Here is a 16,559-nt window from a genome sequence, read left to right on the forward strand (position 1 = left end):
TTTCCTTTCTAGAATATGATTACATTCCCATTTCTTCCTCATTTACTTCATCAGATGCTTCAGTTTCTTTTTTTGAATCTGCACCAGATTCTTTTTTCATAGTTTCCAACTCGATCTCGCTATTCAATTCTTGTTGCTCTTTCAACAGCTGGTCCAATTCCTCTTGCTTTGGAAAAGTTTGTTCAACCTCTCTCTTAGCAATTTCAAGTTGGGTGTTTGTATCCTCAATGATCTCCCTAGCTTCTTTCTCTAATGAACTAATATGGTTAGGAAGGTTCTGCAGACGAATGATATTCCCTGATCCTGCATTAGGATTAAATGTTGTGCGATACTCTTTCTGACCTTTCAAAACTAAATGAGCATCTGCATAGGGAGAACATTGAATTTGTACCTCTAAACCTCTGTAAGAGCCAATACTTATAATTTTGCTACTTTTACCATCATCCTCAAGAATCATCAAATCATTCATCTCTTCGAATGCTTGAGTACGATCATGGTATTCCTTTCCCCGGATTTCCACTTTAAAATCATCAGTTTTATTCGCGATTACTATCGATAAATCTTCCTGATAATTCTTCAGATTTGCTTCATAGTGAGCTATTTTTTCGGGATATATTTCTCTAACATTTCGATCCATTCTGTCACGAGAATTTTCGAATTGACTCTTAATGATCTTTAAGCGTGATACGTCATTATCGACAGACATTTTTTTAGCTAAAAGAGGATTGTCTGTTGCAACAGCTTTTACTTCAGCAGCCGTCAGAACAGTATCATCCAAATCATCCATGGATCTATTAATATTGTTGCCATTCATAACTTGAGAAATGTACGTCAACTTCTGTTCTTGAATCTGCCACAGATATGAATCAAAAGTTCCTTTGGTGACATACCTTGTTATCCCAACAATCGGATTCTCATTTCCTTGTCGGAGTATACGACCCTCTCTTTGAGTTAGGTCAGATGGTTTCCATGGACAATCGATATGGTGTGCATGAATTAGTTTATTCTGAATATTTGTTCCTGTTCCTAGCTTAGAAGTACTACCTAAAATAATACGTATATCACCATTTCTTACTCGCTCAAACATCGTGTCTCGTTGTGCATCCGTTTTTGCGTCGTGTATAAACGCAATCTCTTCAGCCGGGATTCCTTTTTCTGTCAGTTGATCTTTGATTTCATCATATACATTAAATTTTTTCGACTTGGGAGTTCCACTATCACTAAAAATGATTTGAGTAGATCGGTTATCCTTTGTTTTTTCCCAAATATTGAATGTTTTTTCAGCACAAACGGATAGTTTTGATTCCGGATCTCTTGGTAAACTTTCGTCGAGTAATCTACTATCAATAGCCATCAATTTGGCTTCATTCGTTAGTTTGAGCATATTATCATTTCGTGGATCAACAAGCCCATTTCTGATTGCCTCCGACCTAGTTACGAATTCATTCATCTTTTCTTTTTGGAAAGAAGTTCTCTTAGTGATCACTGTTTCGACTTTACCATTTTCAAGTGCTGGCACTGGCAGCTCTAACATATCAGCAGTTTGTATATCTGCAACTTCATAGAACATCTTCATTAATTCAGGAAGGTTATGGAATTTAGAGAAACGATTGCGTATCCTGTAACCCGCTCCTTCAGGTGTAATTTCCAAAGAAGAAGTGACTTGACCAAAAGTAGCCGCCCATGCATCAAATGATGTTAGCCTTCTTTCTTTCAATGTTTCAGGCTGTAAGAAATACTGCATCACATACATTTCACTCATTGAGTTACTAATCGGTGTCCCTGTAGCAAATACAACATTTTTGCCATTATGTTCTTCTTGGATATACCGAACTTTTCCGAGCATGTCACTAGCTCGTTGACTTCTAGAAGTGCCTACACCAGCGACATTTTGCATTTTTGTATAGGTAAATAGGTTTTTATAGATATGCGCCTCATCCACAAAGAGAAAGTCCACTCCTAGATCTTCAAAGGTAATCACTTCATCGCGTTTTTCCTCTTTGTCTAGCCGCTTCAGTGTCCCTTCTAAATTAGCCTGAAAGCGTTCCATCTGTTTGATTGTCCAGTTTTCAGAATTTGCCTCTTTCAAATCATGGACGATCCTCGTTACTTCATCTATTTGAACCTCGATTACTTGCTGCTGTCGCTCCTTGCTCAATGGTATTCTCTCAAATTGGCTTTGGCCAATAACAATGGCATCGTAGTCTCCTGTTGCAATCTTTGATACAAACTCCTGGCGATTTTTCTTTTCAAAATCCTTTTTGGTGGTAATAAGAATGTTTGCCGAGGGATAAAACGTTAGAATTTCCTTCCCCCAGGCTTCAGTCAAATGATTCGGAACCACGTACAGCGCTTTGTGTATCAGGTTGTTTCTTTTTAGATACATGCCGGCCGCCGCCATTGCAGCGGTTTTCCCTGCCCCAACTTCATGGGCCATCAGTGCTCTACCATCAAAAACGATTCGAGCTACAACATCTTTTTGGTGTTGGCGCAATTCCATATCAATATTCATTCCATCAAAGAAAAAATCATCGCCACGATAGGTTCGTGGAACGACTACATTGAATTGATCATTGTATATGTCAACCAACTTTTTAGTTCGTTCGGGTTTACTAAATAACCATTTTTGGAATTCATTCTCAATATCTGCCTGTTTTCCTTTGGCAATCATCGTTTCTTCAGGATTGATTACATATCTCGTTTTTCCTTCTTCATCTTCTACCGGATCTTTGACCGTTACCTGTTGAAGATTAAGTGTAGCTTCTAAAATTTGATAGCCATTTATTCTATCGGTACCGTACTTTTGATTAGATAATACACCGCCGCTACTTTGTGCTTTTCTAGCTATCTTCCAAGTTGCATTGTGTGGTAGAAAGTCAATCTTGGTTGCATAGTCATTCGTACGATTACTAGCGCGATTATAGGCTGGCGTTTCAAACAAGGTATACATAAATTCGTTATACACTTCAACAGGAACCCATGGGCTTCCAAGCTGAAATTTGATATCTCCTGCTAACAACGGCTCTGGTTGTGCTTCCTCAAGTGCAGCGATATTTTTATCTAAATACTCAATCAAGTCGGCATGTTCTGCACGCTTTCTTGCTATTCTGGCATACTCAAGCTTACTTTTTACATTACCGGTTAAGTATTCTTCACTAATTTCCCACGCATCCAGATAGTCATAAGGTCCTTTACTCAGATCATGGGTATATTTCGGATTAATGAATATAACCCCATCTAGTTCTTCAATAACTTCTTTTTCTGTATGACCAGGATATATCTCGTTGATATAAGAAAAATCGACCCTTCTTTTCCGAGTCATTGAATACCTTAGAGCATCTTTAGCATTGGAAGCTTCAACCACTGTATCAATAGGTCTAACTGTTGCTTGATAGAATATCGGTTGCTTCTGATATCCTTCATCTGTTTCTTTCTCTAAAGATAAGAGTAATGGAAATTTCAAATCTTCTCTCAATGCCCTCATATTGCTCGTATCATTGAAATGACCACACTTGCGTACAAATGTGTCATAGGCATTATTCAGAGTCTTTAAATGAGCTTCTAGTTCGTTTTCAGCGTATGGATACTTTTGCAATTCCAACAAATCATGAACAGCTGCTTTAACCGGCAGCATGTATTTTACCTTCTCTTTAATAGATTTCGCTTTAAACTCTTCATATTTCCCATCAATAGTATGGTAAAAAACACGATCATCAATCATGAAAAAGGAGTATTTATCTACATCTTCCGGAACATCGATCTCGATTTCCTCAATAGATTTTTCAACTTTCGCTTTAGGCTTGACCTTGATCTCTTTAACAGCTGTAGTTGATAGAATCTTATCGAACACGTCTTGTAGTTGATCGGTAAGCTCACTTGATTCATTTGGAAAAACGTCGATCGTGGTTCCATGGAAATTTTTAGTTTGAATCGATCCCAAGATATGGTCAGGATGATCTAAAAAATACTGATTAATTATCAAACCTTCGTGATCTGGATGTTCTACAGAATTTAGCCAACTTGGATCAGGCTCATCATCAACCATTTCGACATAAGTTTTTTTCTGAAAAATAAGAATATCAGAAATAACCTCAGTTCCAGCTGATTGCTTAAATGCTGTCTTAGGAAGTCTCACTCCGCCAACTAACCTCGCTCTTTTAGCTAGATACTCTCGAGCCCTACTATCTTTTTTATCCATAGTGCCGGTAGAAGTGATAAACATTAGAACGCCATTTAGTTCGAGTGAATCAATAGATTTCGCCATGAAGTAGTCGTGTACTACAAACGAGTATTTATCATATTTTTTGTCAAGGACTTTAATATTGTTGAATGGAAAATTACCAATGATTAGGTCCATTTTTTCATTCAAATTTACCTCTTCAAATCCTTTGCAATGAAGTTCAGCATCAGGATATAAAGCCTTTGCAATTTGAAAAGACCTTGGATCAATTTCAATACCTTTCAAATTGGCCGCTTGCAATTTTTTCGGTAATGCCTGGTAAAAGTTTCCTGTACCCATTGCTGGATCTAAAATATTCCCTTTAGAAAAATCCCCTATCCTCAGTACCGCCTTATACATCGTTTCAATCATTTTTGGATCTGTATAAAAAGCCGTCAGAACGGTTGAGCGGATCTGACTGAATTCTTTTTCCGACAGTAGTGTTTTTAACTCAGCGTGCTCCTTGCTCCATGAAGGGTTTTTTTCTTCAAAGATTTCTGGAATACCGCCCCAACCTGAATACTTAGCAAGTATCTCTTGATCTAAATCGGTTATCGTTCTTTTAGATATACTTAGTTCGTTCAACAATTTCAGTGCTGCTAGATTATCTTTTGCTTTTTGTCGCTTACCTGGTTCATAAGAAGTAAAACTTTCGGGAAAGTAGTTCTCTCCACTTTTTGTATCCTTGTCCTTTTTGACAACCAATTCTGGATTACTTATTCTTTCTTGGCTAGGATTCTTTATATCTGGAGTCTTGGAAACTGAATCAGCTTCATCAAAATCAAATAAGGATTGTTCTACACCAAAAATTTCACTATCGCCATCGAGCTTTTTTTCTGATTCTGGCCGGTCAACTATCGGAAGACCAAACAAACTCTTATATGACACCTTTCGCTCAATGATCTCTTCTACATTTTTTTCAATGATCTTGATTACTTCTGAATATGACCAGTCGCCATCTAATTTGCCATACAACTGAACTTTATCATCAAGTAAATAAAGTTCCGCATCTTTCAGATTGGCTGCTGGATCACCATTTAGAAATTTAGCTCTCTCATCCTCTTCAGTGTTGTTAATAGACATCACATGAATCCCATTTTTGATAAATACTTCTAATGAAGATTGACCAGCGTAATAAATATAAAATTTATCAAACCCTAATTTTTTCCGAGGGATAACTTCCGCACTACCTTGAGAGTGGACAAGTTGATTTTCCTTAACTTTATATCTGTCTGGTTGATTGTTTTCTGGCCGCCAAAAGAGCTGATTCCCCTTGATTTTGATAGCCGCAGTTTCTACTAATAATTGATTGATTGTATGATCAAATACGCCTATGAACCTTTGTTGATAAGAAGGATCATTCGTATGCTTCAACCTGGCGGTACTTTCATCTAACTTCTGCCATTCTCCATATTCTTCATACTTATCGACTTTTCTTGGCTCCGTATCCCTGTACAATGAATAAGCAGCTGCTGCTTGATTTGATTCAACTTCAATGCAGTATGACCCATTATCGACATAAAGGTAATACTGGCCATTAATCACTCTAAGATATTCATCATCTTCTAAAATATTCCATGAATGATCGATCCGAGTTTCATCATCAGGATTTTCTACAGGTGGTACTTGTATCTCAGCAGTTTCTTCGTCTGGAGTAATGCTTTCTCCAATAGAATTTCCGCTGATATTCACATAGCGATACATCTTCCGGCCAACGCCCACGTCTCGAACTTCGATCTGACCAGGTTTTACACCTTGATCAGTATCTAAATACATAGCGCCGTCGTCTTCAACCGGCCCCTCCCCCTCTTCAAAGTCTTTCCACTCTCCAGAAAAAAGAGGAACAACATAAGGATCTCCTTCTAGCGAGATATCATTACGTTGTCCCTCATTATCAAATGGGTTTAAGTTTTTAAGATGTTCATTCATAATTTTTAGTTCATAATCATTTAGTAGCACACCAGGTTTATGAGCCATCTGATCCTTACTTCTTCTCAAAAGTTCGTATTCAAGATACAATGAAAACTCTGTAACTTCGCCGTCCAAAGTCTCTACCATCTTTTTGAACTCGTCAACATTTCTTACTGTTATGCGCCTTAGCTCATCAAATTCAAAAAGTGATTCTTGTTCTTGCTGTTCCGTAATCATCCAATGGCTAATATTTATTAGGCCTTGATTATCATCAGTTGAATCTTGCTTTTCATTGAACCACAGAGAATACTCATTTTTATGGAATTCGTTTTTCATCTGAAGAATCGCCGTGTGATCTTCTGTAATGATGGCCACTCCAACAGATAGATATGGGTTTGCAGTTGATGGAGTCATAATGAGATCATAGTCTCCATCAAAAAAAGTAGTACCGTTTAGATATTTCAAATAACTTTGGTACCATTGTACATCTTCGTCATGCATCGTTCGACCGCGAGTGCTTATTGGAACTTTTTTTGTTGCTTCGTACAACTCCTTCTCGAAAACACGATCTGATTTTCCTTCTGAAAGAAGTTTAAATTTTTGATACAGAGTTTCGATATTTGGTGTTTCGATCCTTCCAGATTTAATAGCAATCTGTTTTCTCATAGATGGAACTTCAACAATTTCATAGACGTCACTATGACCCAAGACTTCAGGATAGTCCTTGCTTATTCTTTTGAAATCATTTGTTAAATTGAGCAACGGCTTTTCTGAACCATACCACCTAAATGAAAAATTATTATTGTATGGTAAATTCCCATCTAGTTGTTGAAAGGATCGCTCTGTAGATCCATCGGATTTGTTGGTAGACTCTTGATCAACTGGTCGGTTACTATCTCTTTTGCCTGAGATAGTAGCATTTGATTGTGTTTTTCTACCAGCTGTACGTTTGTTGTTTCCGGAAGTGGATTGTTCTTTTTCATTTCCCGATAAATCGTTATTTCCTGATTCATTGCCCAATCCTCTTTTTTGTGTAGATAAGTCATCAGAGTTCCGTCGCCCATCATTGTTTGAACGAGCATCTGATTGTGTTCTTGTAGATAATCCATCGCCGTTTTCCCGTAGCTCATCAACGGATCTTCGTGTTCCGGATTGATGCTTATTTTCACTTCTGGAATTACTATTCCCTCTTGTCTCATAGTTTCCTCGTTCATTTTTCTTTTCCTCCTTAATTTCTTGATTCTGTACAATCTCTTTCAGTTTAGTTACCCTAATTAACGCGTGCTTTGTTACTTCACTAGTTACTTTACCAATCAAGTCAATTTCTGCAGCACTGAACGAATAATCTAAATCATCTAAGAATGTTGAGTATTCACTCAGCCATTTCACCCTACTACTTAGAGAGAAAAGAATGCTGTTCTCAATAAATATTTGGTTTTCTTTAACGATTCCGCTTGGATCTCTTTGAATAAAACTAGTAACACCTTTAGAAATAATTTCCTCGAAAGCAAAAGGTACTAGTTCTTCCTCTTCTCCGAAAGTATCATGATAGAACATAGAGATAACTTCATGCTTTTCGCGTTTGGATAAATCAAAATTTGGTTCAACAAAGTCTTTTCCATAAGTCTGAGATAGATCGAATAAGAATTCTCTTTTGACCCCATCCTCGTGAAGCTTGGTGATAGCAATACCTCTTTGATTTCTTGTAACAGCGCGATCAATCAGTTTCCATTGATCAAAGCTTGCCAAATATGTTGCCGTTGGATACTGCTCAAAGATTTGCACCTTTTCCAAAAAACTGTACTTATGAAGCTGACTAGAAAATGTCAAGAAATCCTTCCATCTGGTAATATCATTGGTCAACTTATTTATTCCATCGTTGTATATTTGGTTTAAATCAACTATGGCCAAACTAATTCCCCCTTCAATCATATATTTCCGCAGGGGCGGTACGCCCCCGCAGAAAAGACGTACCCTTTTCTATTAAATTCTTTATATTTCTAATTCTGCTTCAGTGTCCAATGGTACATAATTTGATTCTTCACTCTTTGAAGGTCTTATCAAACTTTCCTCAATCCATTTTTTTGAATTCCCTTTGAAATCATCAATATCTGCCATAAATTCTTTTTCTCCTGTCGTTGGATTACTGTAGACCACGCCATCATTATCTTGCTTAAAGGAAAAATAATGATCTCCTTCAGGAGTTAACATAGATCCACTGCCGTCTGAGTAGGTTCTCCATCTCCAGCCTTCAGGTAATCCTTCAACTTGTTCTTGGCTTTGCTCATTGAGCATTACTTCGTTTACAATATTGACAACTCCTTCTGGACTAATTTTCTTCGACTGACCAAATTCATCTACTTGTTCAGTGAAGGTCCAAAGATGAAAATTCACTTCCATCGGTTTCCCCTCAGGATGTTTCCCCATTTGATAATAATCAATTTCTCTTGCAAAATCTTGTAGTGTTGGCTTACTGACATGATTGCCTTTATCATATGTTAAGCCCCATCGGTACCCCAACAATTCTGGATCACCCTCTAACACTGTCTGATTTTTACTTGTTCCAAAAAATTGTTCTTTCTTTTCATTTAAGCTTTCTGAAATCATAGATCCTGCAGCCTTCAAATCAACTTTTTCTTTTGGTGGTGTATCAATATACCCATGAACATGATTCTCGTAGAGAGTTTTTACCTTCGTATAAAGTTCATCATTCCCCAATTGTGTAACATACTTATTTAAAGCCTTTTCTGCTTCATATTGAGAATTGCCAAAATCAGCAAAGTGATTATCAATGCTTTCATTTTTTTCACTATCAATCAGATTCATGAGTTCAAGTTCTTGCATAGTCATGTTACTCAGTACCTTAGAAAATTCTGTTGTGGGATCATCCTGTTGTTCCTCATGAAGTTGTTTTTCATGAACAGATTGTGCTTTTTCTAATGGTGAATCTTGATACTTCTCTTTAATTGATGGTACAGGATTTTTAATTTTGAAATCATTCTTATCCCCAACCCAATTATCTGTTTCAGCATCATACGTTAAATAATCAAAAACCTTGTCTGTATCATCAAAGACACGAAAGTATGGAACGCCCTCGTGCTCTTCTAAATCTCCTACAAAAGTGCTATATGAATGAACATTTTCATCAGATTCGTATGTGATCTTATTTAATTCCTCAAGTAAAGCTTTTTGTTCCTCTGGACTGATTCTTGTTAGAAGATGATTTTCTTCAACAAATCCAACTATTTGGTCCTTTGTAGGAATTTTTGTAAAAGAATCATCTTCGGCTACATACGCATCCGCTTCTACGAACAGAGTAATCCCACTGCCCATTGGTCCAGGTGGCATCACTCCAATCCTATTTGAAGGATAAAGACCCTTTTCTGCAAAATGCTGTTCGGCGGCATCAATATTTTTCCTAGTCTGTACTTCCAACTCCAAATCCAAATTCAACGATATTTTCTTATACGGATCTGTATTTTCTTTACCATCAATTTGAATACGTTCAGACAATTCTTCATATGATATTTTTTTGTCCAATAAATTGCTGCCATTTCCAAACTGATCATTATCACTAATTACTACTTGCACTCCTTGATCGCTATTTTGCAAAGACACACGCTCATCTTCAAAAAGTCCAACTTTTGATTCAATTTCACGAACTATTTGTTCTTGTTCCTCTGGAGAAAAAGGAATCATATCCCCATAAGACTCTATTTTTTCCCTTAATTCCTCAACTGAACTAACTGTTAATACATCTGTGTGAGTGTCACCATGCTTGATTATCCAGTTGTAATCCGTCATTTTGGGATTCTCTTCAACTGCATCTTCTGAACTTACACTTAATTCGACATCTTTAGCTAGGTACAGCCCTTGTTCTGCTGCATACTGTTTTATTTCTTCGAAAACTTGGTTTCCAAAATCGTTAGCTGTGTTAACCTGATTCTCATACTTTAACTCACGATAATGATCCAAATCCAAACTAAGAGCATCTCCCAATTTATCAACTTCATTAAACGATCTTCTTAATCCACGGTACTCTCTCCAGTGCGTTACTCGGTAGAAGAAGCCTTTATTTCTATGCTCTTCCATTTGTTCACTTATAGCCATTTTTCTCTCGTTTTCTTGCTTGAACTGTTCCTCCAAGCGTTCAATCGTTTCTGCATATTTCATTTATATTGCCTCCCAATAATTTATTTGTTATGGAAGGCAAGAGGGAATACCTTCCATAACAGAAAAGGTTATTCCCTCTCTATTCAGTTTTTAAAACGGCAAGTCATCATCTGAAATATCGATTTTACCAGGATCGAATTTGTTCTCCGGCGGCTCTTCATTCGGTATATTGTTTCTTTGATAATTACTTGAAGGATCTCCCTGAGAACCATTCTGTCGCCGCTCACTTACTTCTCGTGATTCCAATAATTGATAGTTTTCAGCGACTACCTCTGTTACATAAACTCGTTGACCTTGCTGATTTTCATAGTTTCTTGTTTGGATACGGCCAGTCACTCCTAAAAGAGTTCCCTTACGCGCATAATTGGCTAAAGACTCCGCTGATTTCCGCCAAATCACACAATTGATAAAGTCTGCTTCCCTATTCCCTGCCTGATTTGTGAAGTTCCGATTTACTGCTAGTGTAAATGTAGCAACCGCGGTTCCGTTCGGCGTATAGCGCATATCAGGGTCTTTTGTTAATCGACCAATTAATACCACATTATTTATCACAAATTTCCACCTTCCTTCCTACCTCAATCATCTCCGAATTGAAATTCCTCTTCGGCTTCCATACCATTCTCATAATCTTTTACTTTGTTTAGCAAATCGCTTGTCATTCCTATTACATCATCAAATTCTAAACTCTCAGCATAAGGATTACGTTTAGATTTGCTGTAATTATTCCAAATGGATCTCAACCGATCACTCGTCTCTAAAATAGGGACTGTCTCTTCAATATAGTCGGATAAAGGGTCCATCATACCTCGCGCTTTAAATGTTTTGTCCATTGTTTCTGCCAATACGCCCACATCAACTTGATCAGTTGCATTTAGCATGTATATGTCGTAGAAATCACGGGCCCTAGTATTCGTCTCTTCAAGATAGATTGTTGCATGAAGCTTCTCTGCCAAAACTTGTTCTAAAGGATACGCCATAATTTCTACAGATTTATCCTCAAACATTAACTTGTGATCATACTCTATTGCTTCCGGATAGATTACGTCACCTGTCGTAACATCTACCTTTAGATCAACATTCATCTTTCCTAACTTTGCTTGTAAGTTCGCACGGAACCCTGGATAGAAATCAGCATCACGAATCTCCTTTAAATCTTTTAGAGAAAATTCAATTCCCTCTTCAGTTACCCCATCCAAGATTTCATTAAATGTCTGATCCAAATTCCCTTCAGTTACTTTCATTTTTCGAACTGTAGTATCAAGATCCATCGTTGTACGGTTTTCAATACCAAAAACAGAGCCTAGCAAAAAGCCCCCTTTGACGACGAAATTATCCTTGTAATCAGACTCAGATATTTTTTCAACTAATTTTCCCATCATATACGACCGCATCAGCAGATCAGAAGGGATATTTGATTCTTTGGATTTATTATTAATCCAAGCTTTTAATTGGGTTGGTGTCATTACAAAAGTACCTCCAATGCAGTGTAAAGATCCTCTCTCACAGGCAAAATTCTCATGTACTTTCGGAGCAATCTAAGATCTTTATCTTCTTTTAATAAATAATTTTTCAATGCAGCATTTCTAATGGCCACGTCAGCGTTGTATCGTTTCATCCAAATATCACAAATGGTCCTTTCCATGTTATAAACATTTACTCGATTCATTGATGGAGTGAAAACTCGCTCTACGCCAAGTTCATAATATTCCTTCTTAACGGTATGAGGAATAACCGGATAATCTTGTGCTAAACCTTTTCGGTTGTACCCATCAGGAAATGACATATCCATCTCACCGATATTCAAATCAGTTAATCCATGCAAGAACAAGGCAGTTTCATGAGAAAAGATTCCCCTCGAAAATTTCTGCTGTACAGCGAAAAAATAATCCGGCATGGTATCTTTTAAAACATAAATTCCTGGATACAGGTTTTCAATCTCATTCTTTTCGACCAATCGTCTTAATGTGGTTGGATTAATCCCCATCTCTCGTGCATGTTTTTGACTGATCGTTCCGTTATAGCTACTAAATAAAGCTAAGACTTTGTCATTCATCAATGTCACCTCCTAATGTATAATTTATACGGTTTTATTCTTTAAAGACAGTATAAACTATACTGTAGGGCTTTTCAATCTTTTTTGAATGATCTAGTTTTCAATTACAGTTTCTTCTTGCCGCTTTTGCATTTCTTGAGAAACTAGGAGTTTGATCCGATTCTTTTCCTTCAGCAAATCATTGTAATCAAACTTATCTGATTTAGAAATTTCTGATTCCGGTAACTCCGTCGTAATGTTGCTTTTGATGAAGTTATCCGAATAACCTTTTTCTTTCATATAGTCCTTGAATCGATCGACAAACTCAATGCCAGCTTCATCATTGTTTACACATAGCGTAATCTTAGGAACAACAGCTTTCTCTTGATCTTTGGCCATCTCGCGATTATTATCAACGACCTTTTTAAAATGTTCTTCTACAGCAACATGTTTCAGTCCGCCCATCGAGCAAAAATCAGTATTATTCTTTTGAATTGATTTTAAGTATTTATCTTTATTAAGAGATAAGTAACTCATCACTTCTATCCCTGCTTCAAATACTTTCATTTCACCAGTTGGTGCAACATTAGTAAGTGCTGCATAAAACATACTTTTCTCATCATTACCTGGATGTTGGAATAGATAATACGCTCGATCAGGGATCAAACGTTTCTCTTCCTCAATAAATTTTGTACCTCTCAATTCAACACCAACAATATCATTCACATTGTTTGTCTCTCGATTGACGTATCGGAAGATGATGTTCTCTCTTACATCTTCACCAATCAATTGATTCTTTTTAAATGCGTTGACCACTTCCGGATCAATTTCTCGTTCATTGACCAAATAATTATAGGCATGAAAGAATGATTTAGCATGCTTGATATCTTTCTTATAATTGAGTGGTTGATGTGGTTCGATGATAAAATCTTTTTCTGTTAATACTTCCGCTTCGCTGCCAAGAATATCACCAACAGCTTCTCGAAAGTTATAACCATAGACTTCCATAGCTGCCGAAACACAGCTGTTAGTTGTTGGAGTCTTAGTAGATTTATTAAAATGAATCACTTTCTTTTTGTCATCATATACCCAACTAGAGTGTTCCGTGTGCCGATAATAGTATCCTTGCTTTTTAAACGTTTCTCCTTTTGAAATCAAATATTCCAATATGTTGGTATTCCTTGCGGTTTCGGTCTGTTCTTTGGAATAGAACTTCTTACTCATTCTTACCCTCCTTCTGAAAGAAAAAGACACTCAGAAATGATCCTGAGTGCCTAGTACAAGCAATTGACATTAAACTATCGCAATTCCTATCAATTATTCATTTAGTATTTCTTTGACCCTGTTGCGATTGGTTCCTTCATATCGTGAGTTCTTGTGGACGATCGTAGGAACACTTTTTACCTGGTATGTTCGGATATAGTGACGATTCTGCTGTTGATTCAAATTGACAAATATCGTGTCTCTGCGGCGAACATTGTGCCAATAAAGTTGGGAATAGATTTTTTCACAATCTGGACAATCATCCCGATAAAATACAATTTTTCTCTCTTCCTTTGAATCAAGAGTGACTATACTACGATCATTTTTTTGATTGTCCATCGCCCTATTGGTTCCGATATATGCTGATACCAGCAGTAGTAGTAATATAAGAATCAGCATGCCATTTTTCCTCATGCAGCATGTTCACCTCCCATCCGACAAATACTCGTTTTCCCAATCCATGTAGCACGAATGGCACAATCCCAAATTATTTTCATCAAAATCTATAGCGCCTCTCTTCTTCTCATAGCAAGAGTAACAATACCCGTGACTATCAATGAAATCTGTCATCCTCCTTCTCGCTTTTCGTGAATTATCCAAACTTCCATATCGCTTTTCGATTGCCGGCATATTTTCCTCTGATTCACTAAGCCACTTTAATTCGTTCAAGACTTGCTCTAAGGTTAAAATCATTTCTACATCTCTCCTTATAGGATTGAAATTTCACCGATATTCTTTATCTCGGTCACTTGTTTTTGGACTGGATCAAAGACAAGCTTGTACATGAACTTACCTTCAACTTTGTCACTACCTGCAATAGAGAATGAATAATTTATTAGAACTAAGGCAGTTAGTTCTTTTTCATCTGAAGACATGCGATAGACTTCAGGATCTCCCTCTAACTTTGATACAGTTGAAACAGATGGTGTTAGATCATCCGCATCTTTTGAGAAAAGTACGTCTAGTGCTTCAGTCTTTGCAAACTGTTTTGACTTCTCTTTTCTGGCTGCTACACTATCTGATTTCTTTTCACTATTGTAGTTGTAAACGACTTTGAATAATTCACTCGTTGTTGTTAGCAAATCTTTATTAGCTGATCCATTTTTTTCCTTATTCAAAGTTTCATACTGTTCAGTTAATTGATCATATTGCTCGTTTGCTTGCACCACACTGTTTTTTAGTTGTAAGTTCTCTTTTTGTAAGGACTCAATGTGTTTTCCCTGACCGAAATTTCTGTTGATAAAGAAAATTAACGCTAACAGAATAGCGATCGTAGTCAATAAGTAAGTGACTGTTTTACTTTTCTTTTCAGTTTTCACTGATTTTAGCTCCCCTTTCCTTGAATAAAGTCAACTTGTGACACTGTTTCCTTGTTTATTACTCGCCAGCTGCGCGTTCCGCTCCCAATGTTCACAACATTAGTTTCGGAAATCAAAATACTTCCGTCAGGATTGACATATTCTACAACAGCAATATGGCCGTATGGTGGTGTTGATCCGGCCAATCCGCCGTAAAAACTTGCAGCCCAACCAACCTCTGGTTTTCCTTTAATTACTGTATATCCACGAGCTTTGGCTGACGATCCCCATGATCCACCATTTCCGCCATCGCCAGAAAACCATTCAATAGGTTTCCCAATTTGAGCCATCCGATTGTATGCGCCGTGGGTACATTGACCAAACGGATAATTGTTACCGGCGTAGTTATTGTTGTCTGGAGCAGGAAGAGTCAGTTTGCCTTTATACTCAGCTGGAACTTCCAAAGTCGGTGCTGAATTCTGACCAACAACTTGATCAGACGTATCCGCATTCGGTACTACTTCACACGTAGAATCGCCAGAACTATCATCAGAATCCTCACCCAAGCCTTCAATTTTCCCAAACCAATGATCACCATATAGATCAATCTCTTGGCAATTTTGACCCGGCTGTGGTTCTTCTATCACTTTGTTGTTGCCTGCGTAAATAGCAACATGATGTGAGCTTCCTCTACCGCCCCAAAAAACGAGATCCCCTCGTTGCGCTTCTCCTTTACTTATTTGCTTCACTACATTAGATTGCGTTTCAGATGTAGCCGGCAGTTCAATTCCTACACGTTTATAAACGAGTAAAGTCAAACCAGAGCAGTCCATTCCAGTTTCCCAATTCCTACCACCCCAAACATAAGGAATTCCAATTCTTGATCGAGCTAACTCAATTATTTTGCCTCGCTTATTCGAGTCTAATTCATCGCTAGAATTGTTCTTATCGGGGATTTTACCAGCGCCAGCGGAAGGCAAATCGTTTTTGTTATAAGGCGACGTTCCATGCTGCGCTATCGCTTCTTGATCCAACCATTGATATTTTTTCCCTAATGTACTGTAAGTACTTTGGAGCTTCATCAGATAGCTTGGATCAGTCGCCCATCCTCCGTTAAATATTGCTGTCAATGCAGCTGCGCCATCAGTATTATTAATAGCACCGGTATATAAAGTCTGGTGAGCCATAAACTCAGATTTACCAACGATACCAGCACTGTAACTTTTAAACCAAGTGTATTGGCCGCCCGTATTGTCACCAACATTCGTCCCAGGCTTGGTACCTGTAATATCTACTGAGTCTTCACCAAACGTGGCGATCGTGACAGGAAAGTCTGTCTTTTTTGATGTTTTTACACCACCCATGTTATGAGCTTGCCAAAATGAAGTACCACTTGGATTTGTAAAATTGAACCCATTTTCGACCATTGTTTGAGAAATACTCGCGGATGGTAAAAAGCCGCCAGCCTTCCACGCTAAAATGTAAGCATCTTTGTGTTGCTTAACAAACTCATCTACTGAACTTGGTACCGCTCCTGTGTCAACTGGTTCCGTGATATTGCCACTAGGTAATCCATATTCGCAATCATCATCCGAAACAGTTGATGTGATAATTGAAATGATTACCATTATTAGTATTAGGACTAATGAAAGAACAGAAATAA

General features: G+C 37.5%; 10 protein-coding genes. All 10 read right to left on the bottom strand.

Features of this window, described 5'->3' with window-relative positions:
- Nucleotides 1-19: 19 nt before the first annotated feature.
- Nucleotides 20-8,041, bottom strand: a complete 8,022-nt coding sequence (locus tag FFR60_RS19515) for a helicase-like domain-containing protein (protein WP_249355045.1) — start codon at nucleotides 8,039-8,041, stop codon at nucleotides 20-22.
- An 81-nt stretch (nucleotides 8,042-8,122) separates the two neighbouring features.
- A complete protein-coding gene (locus FFR60_RS19525; protein ID WP_137665451.1) occupies nucleotides 8,123-10,303 on the bottom strand; it encodes a hypothetical protein in 2,181 nt (726 codons plus the stop codon).
- 90 nt (nucleotides 10,304-10,393) lie between these two features.
- Complete coding sequence (ssb, locus tag FFR60_RS19530; RefSeq protein ID WP_137665452.1) at nucleotides 10,394-10,855, bottom strand: single-stranded DNA-binding protein; 462 nt, start codon at nucleotides 10,853-10,855, stop codon at nucleotides 10,394-10,396.
- Between the two features lie 23 nt (nucleotides 10,856-10,878).
- Nucleotides 10,879-11,766 carry a nucleotidyl transferase AbiEii/AbiGii toxin family protein gene (locus FFR60_RS19535; RefSeq protein WP_137665453.1) on the bottom strand — a complete coding sequence of 296 codons (888 nt, stop codon included), beginning with the start codon at nucleotides 11,764-11,766 and terminating at the stop codon, nucleotides 10,879-10,881.
- On the bottom strand, nucleotides 11,766-12,356 hold the full coding sequence (locus FFR60_RS19540; RefSeq protein WP_137665454.1) for a type IV toxin-antitoxin system AbiEi family antitoxin domain-containing protein: 591 nt from the start codon (nucleotides 12,354-12,356) through the stop codon (nucleotides 11,766-11,768). The genes FFR60_RS19535 and FFR60_RS19540 overlap by 1 nt, the downstream gene beginning before the upstream one ends.
- A 93-nt stretch (nucleotides 12,357-12,449) precedes the next feature.
- The gene (locus FFR60_RS19545) at nucleotides 12,450-13,559 is read right to left on the bottom strand and encodes a DUF3991 domain-containing protein (protein WP_137665455.1); all 1,110 of its coding nucleotides are present in this window, start codon (nucleotides 13,557-13,559) and stop codon (nucleotides 12,450-12,452) included.
- 93 nt (nucleotides 13,560-13,652) lie between these two features.
- Entirely contained in the window at nucleotides 13,653-14,012 is a 360-nt protein-coding gene (locus FFR60_RS19550; RefSeq protein WP_137665456.1) for a thioredoxin domain-containing protein, read from the bottom strand.
- A 9-nt stretch (nucleotides 14,013-14,021) separates the two neighbouring features.
- Nucleotides 14,022-14,291, bottom strand: coding sequence for a hypothetical protein (locus tag FFR60_RS19555; RefSeq protein WP_137665457.1), 270 nt, complete (start codon nucleotides 14,289-14,291; stop codon nucleotides 14,022-14,024).
- Nucleotides 14,292-14,305: 14 nt separating this feature from the next.
- Nucleotides 14,306-14,917: a hypothetical protein gene (locus FFR60_RS19560; RefSeq protein ID WP_137665458.1), complete on the bottom strand. Its 612-nt coding sequence runs from the start codon at nucleotides 14,915-14,917 to the stop codon at nucleotides 14,306-14,308.
- A 5-nt stretch (nucleotides 14,918-14,922) separates the two neighbouring features.
- A complete protein-coding gene (locus tag FFR60_RS19565; RefSeq protein WP_137665459.1) occupies nucleotides 14,923-16,524 on the bottom strand; it encodes an NlpC/P60 family protein in 1,602 nt (533 codons plus the stop codon).
- Nucleotides 16,525-16,559: the final 35 nt, after the last annotated feature.

It is taken from the genome of Enterococcus hulanensis, from assembly GCF_005405485.1.
Taxonomy (GTDB): Bacteria; Bacillota; Bacilli; order Lactobacillales; family Enterococcaceae; genus Enterococcus_A; species Enterococcus_A hulanensis.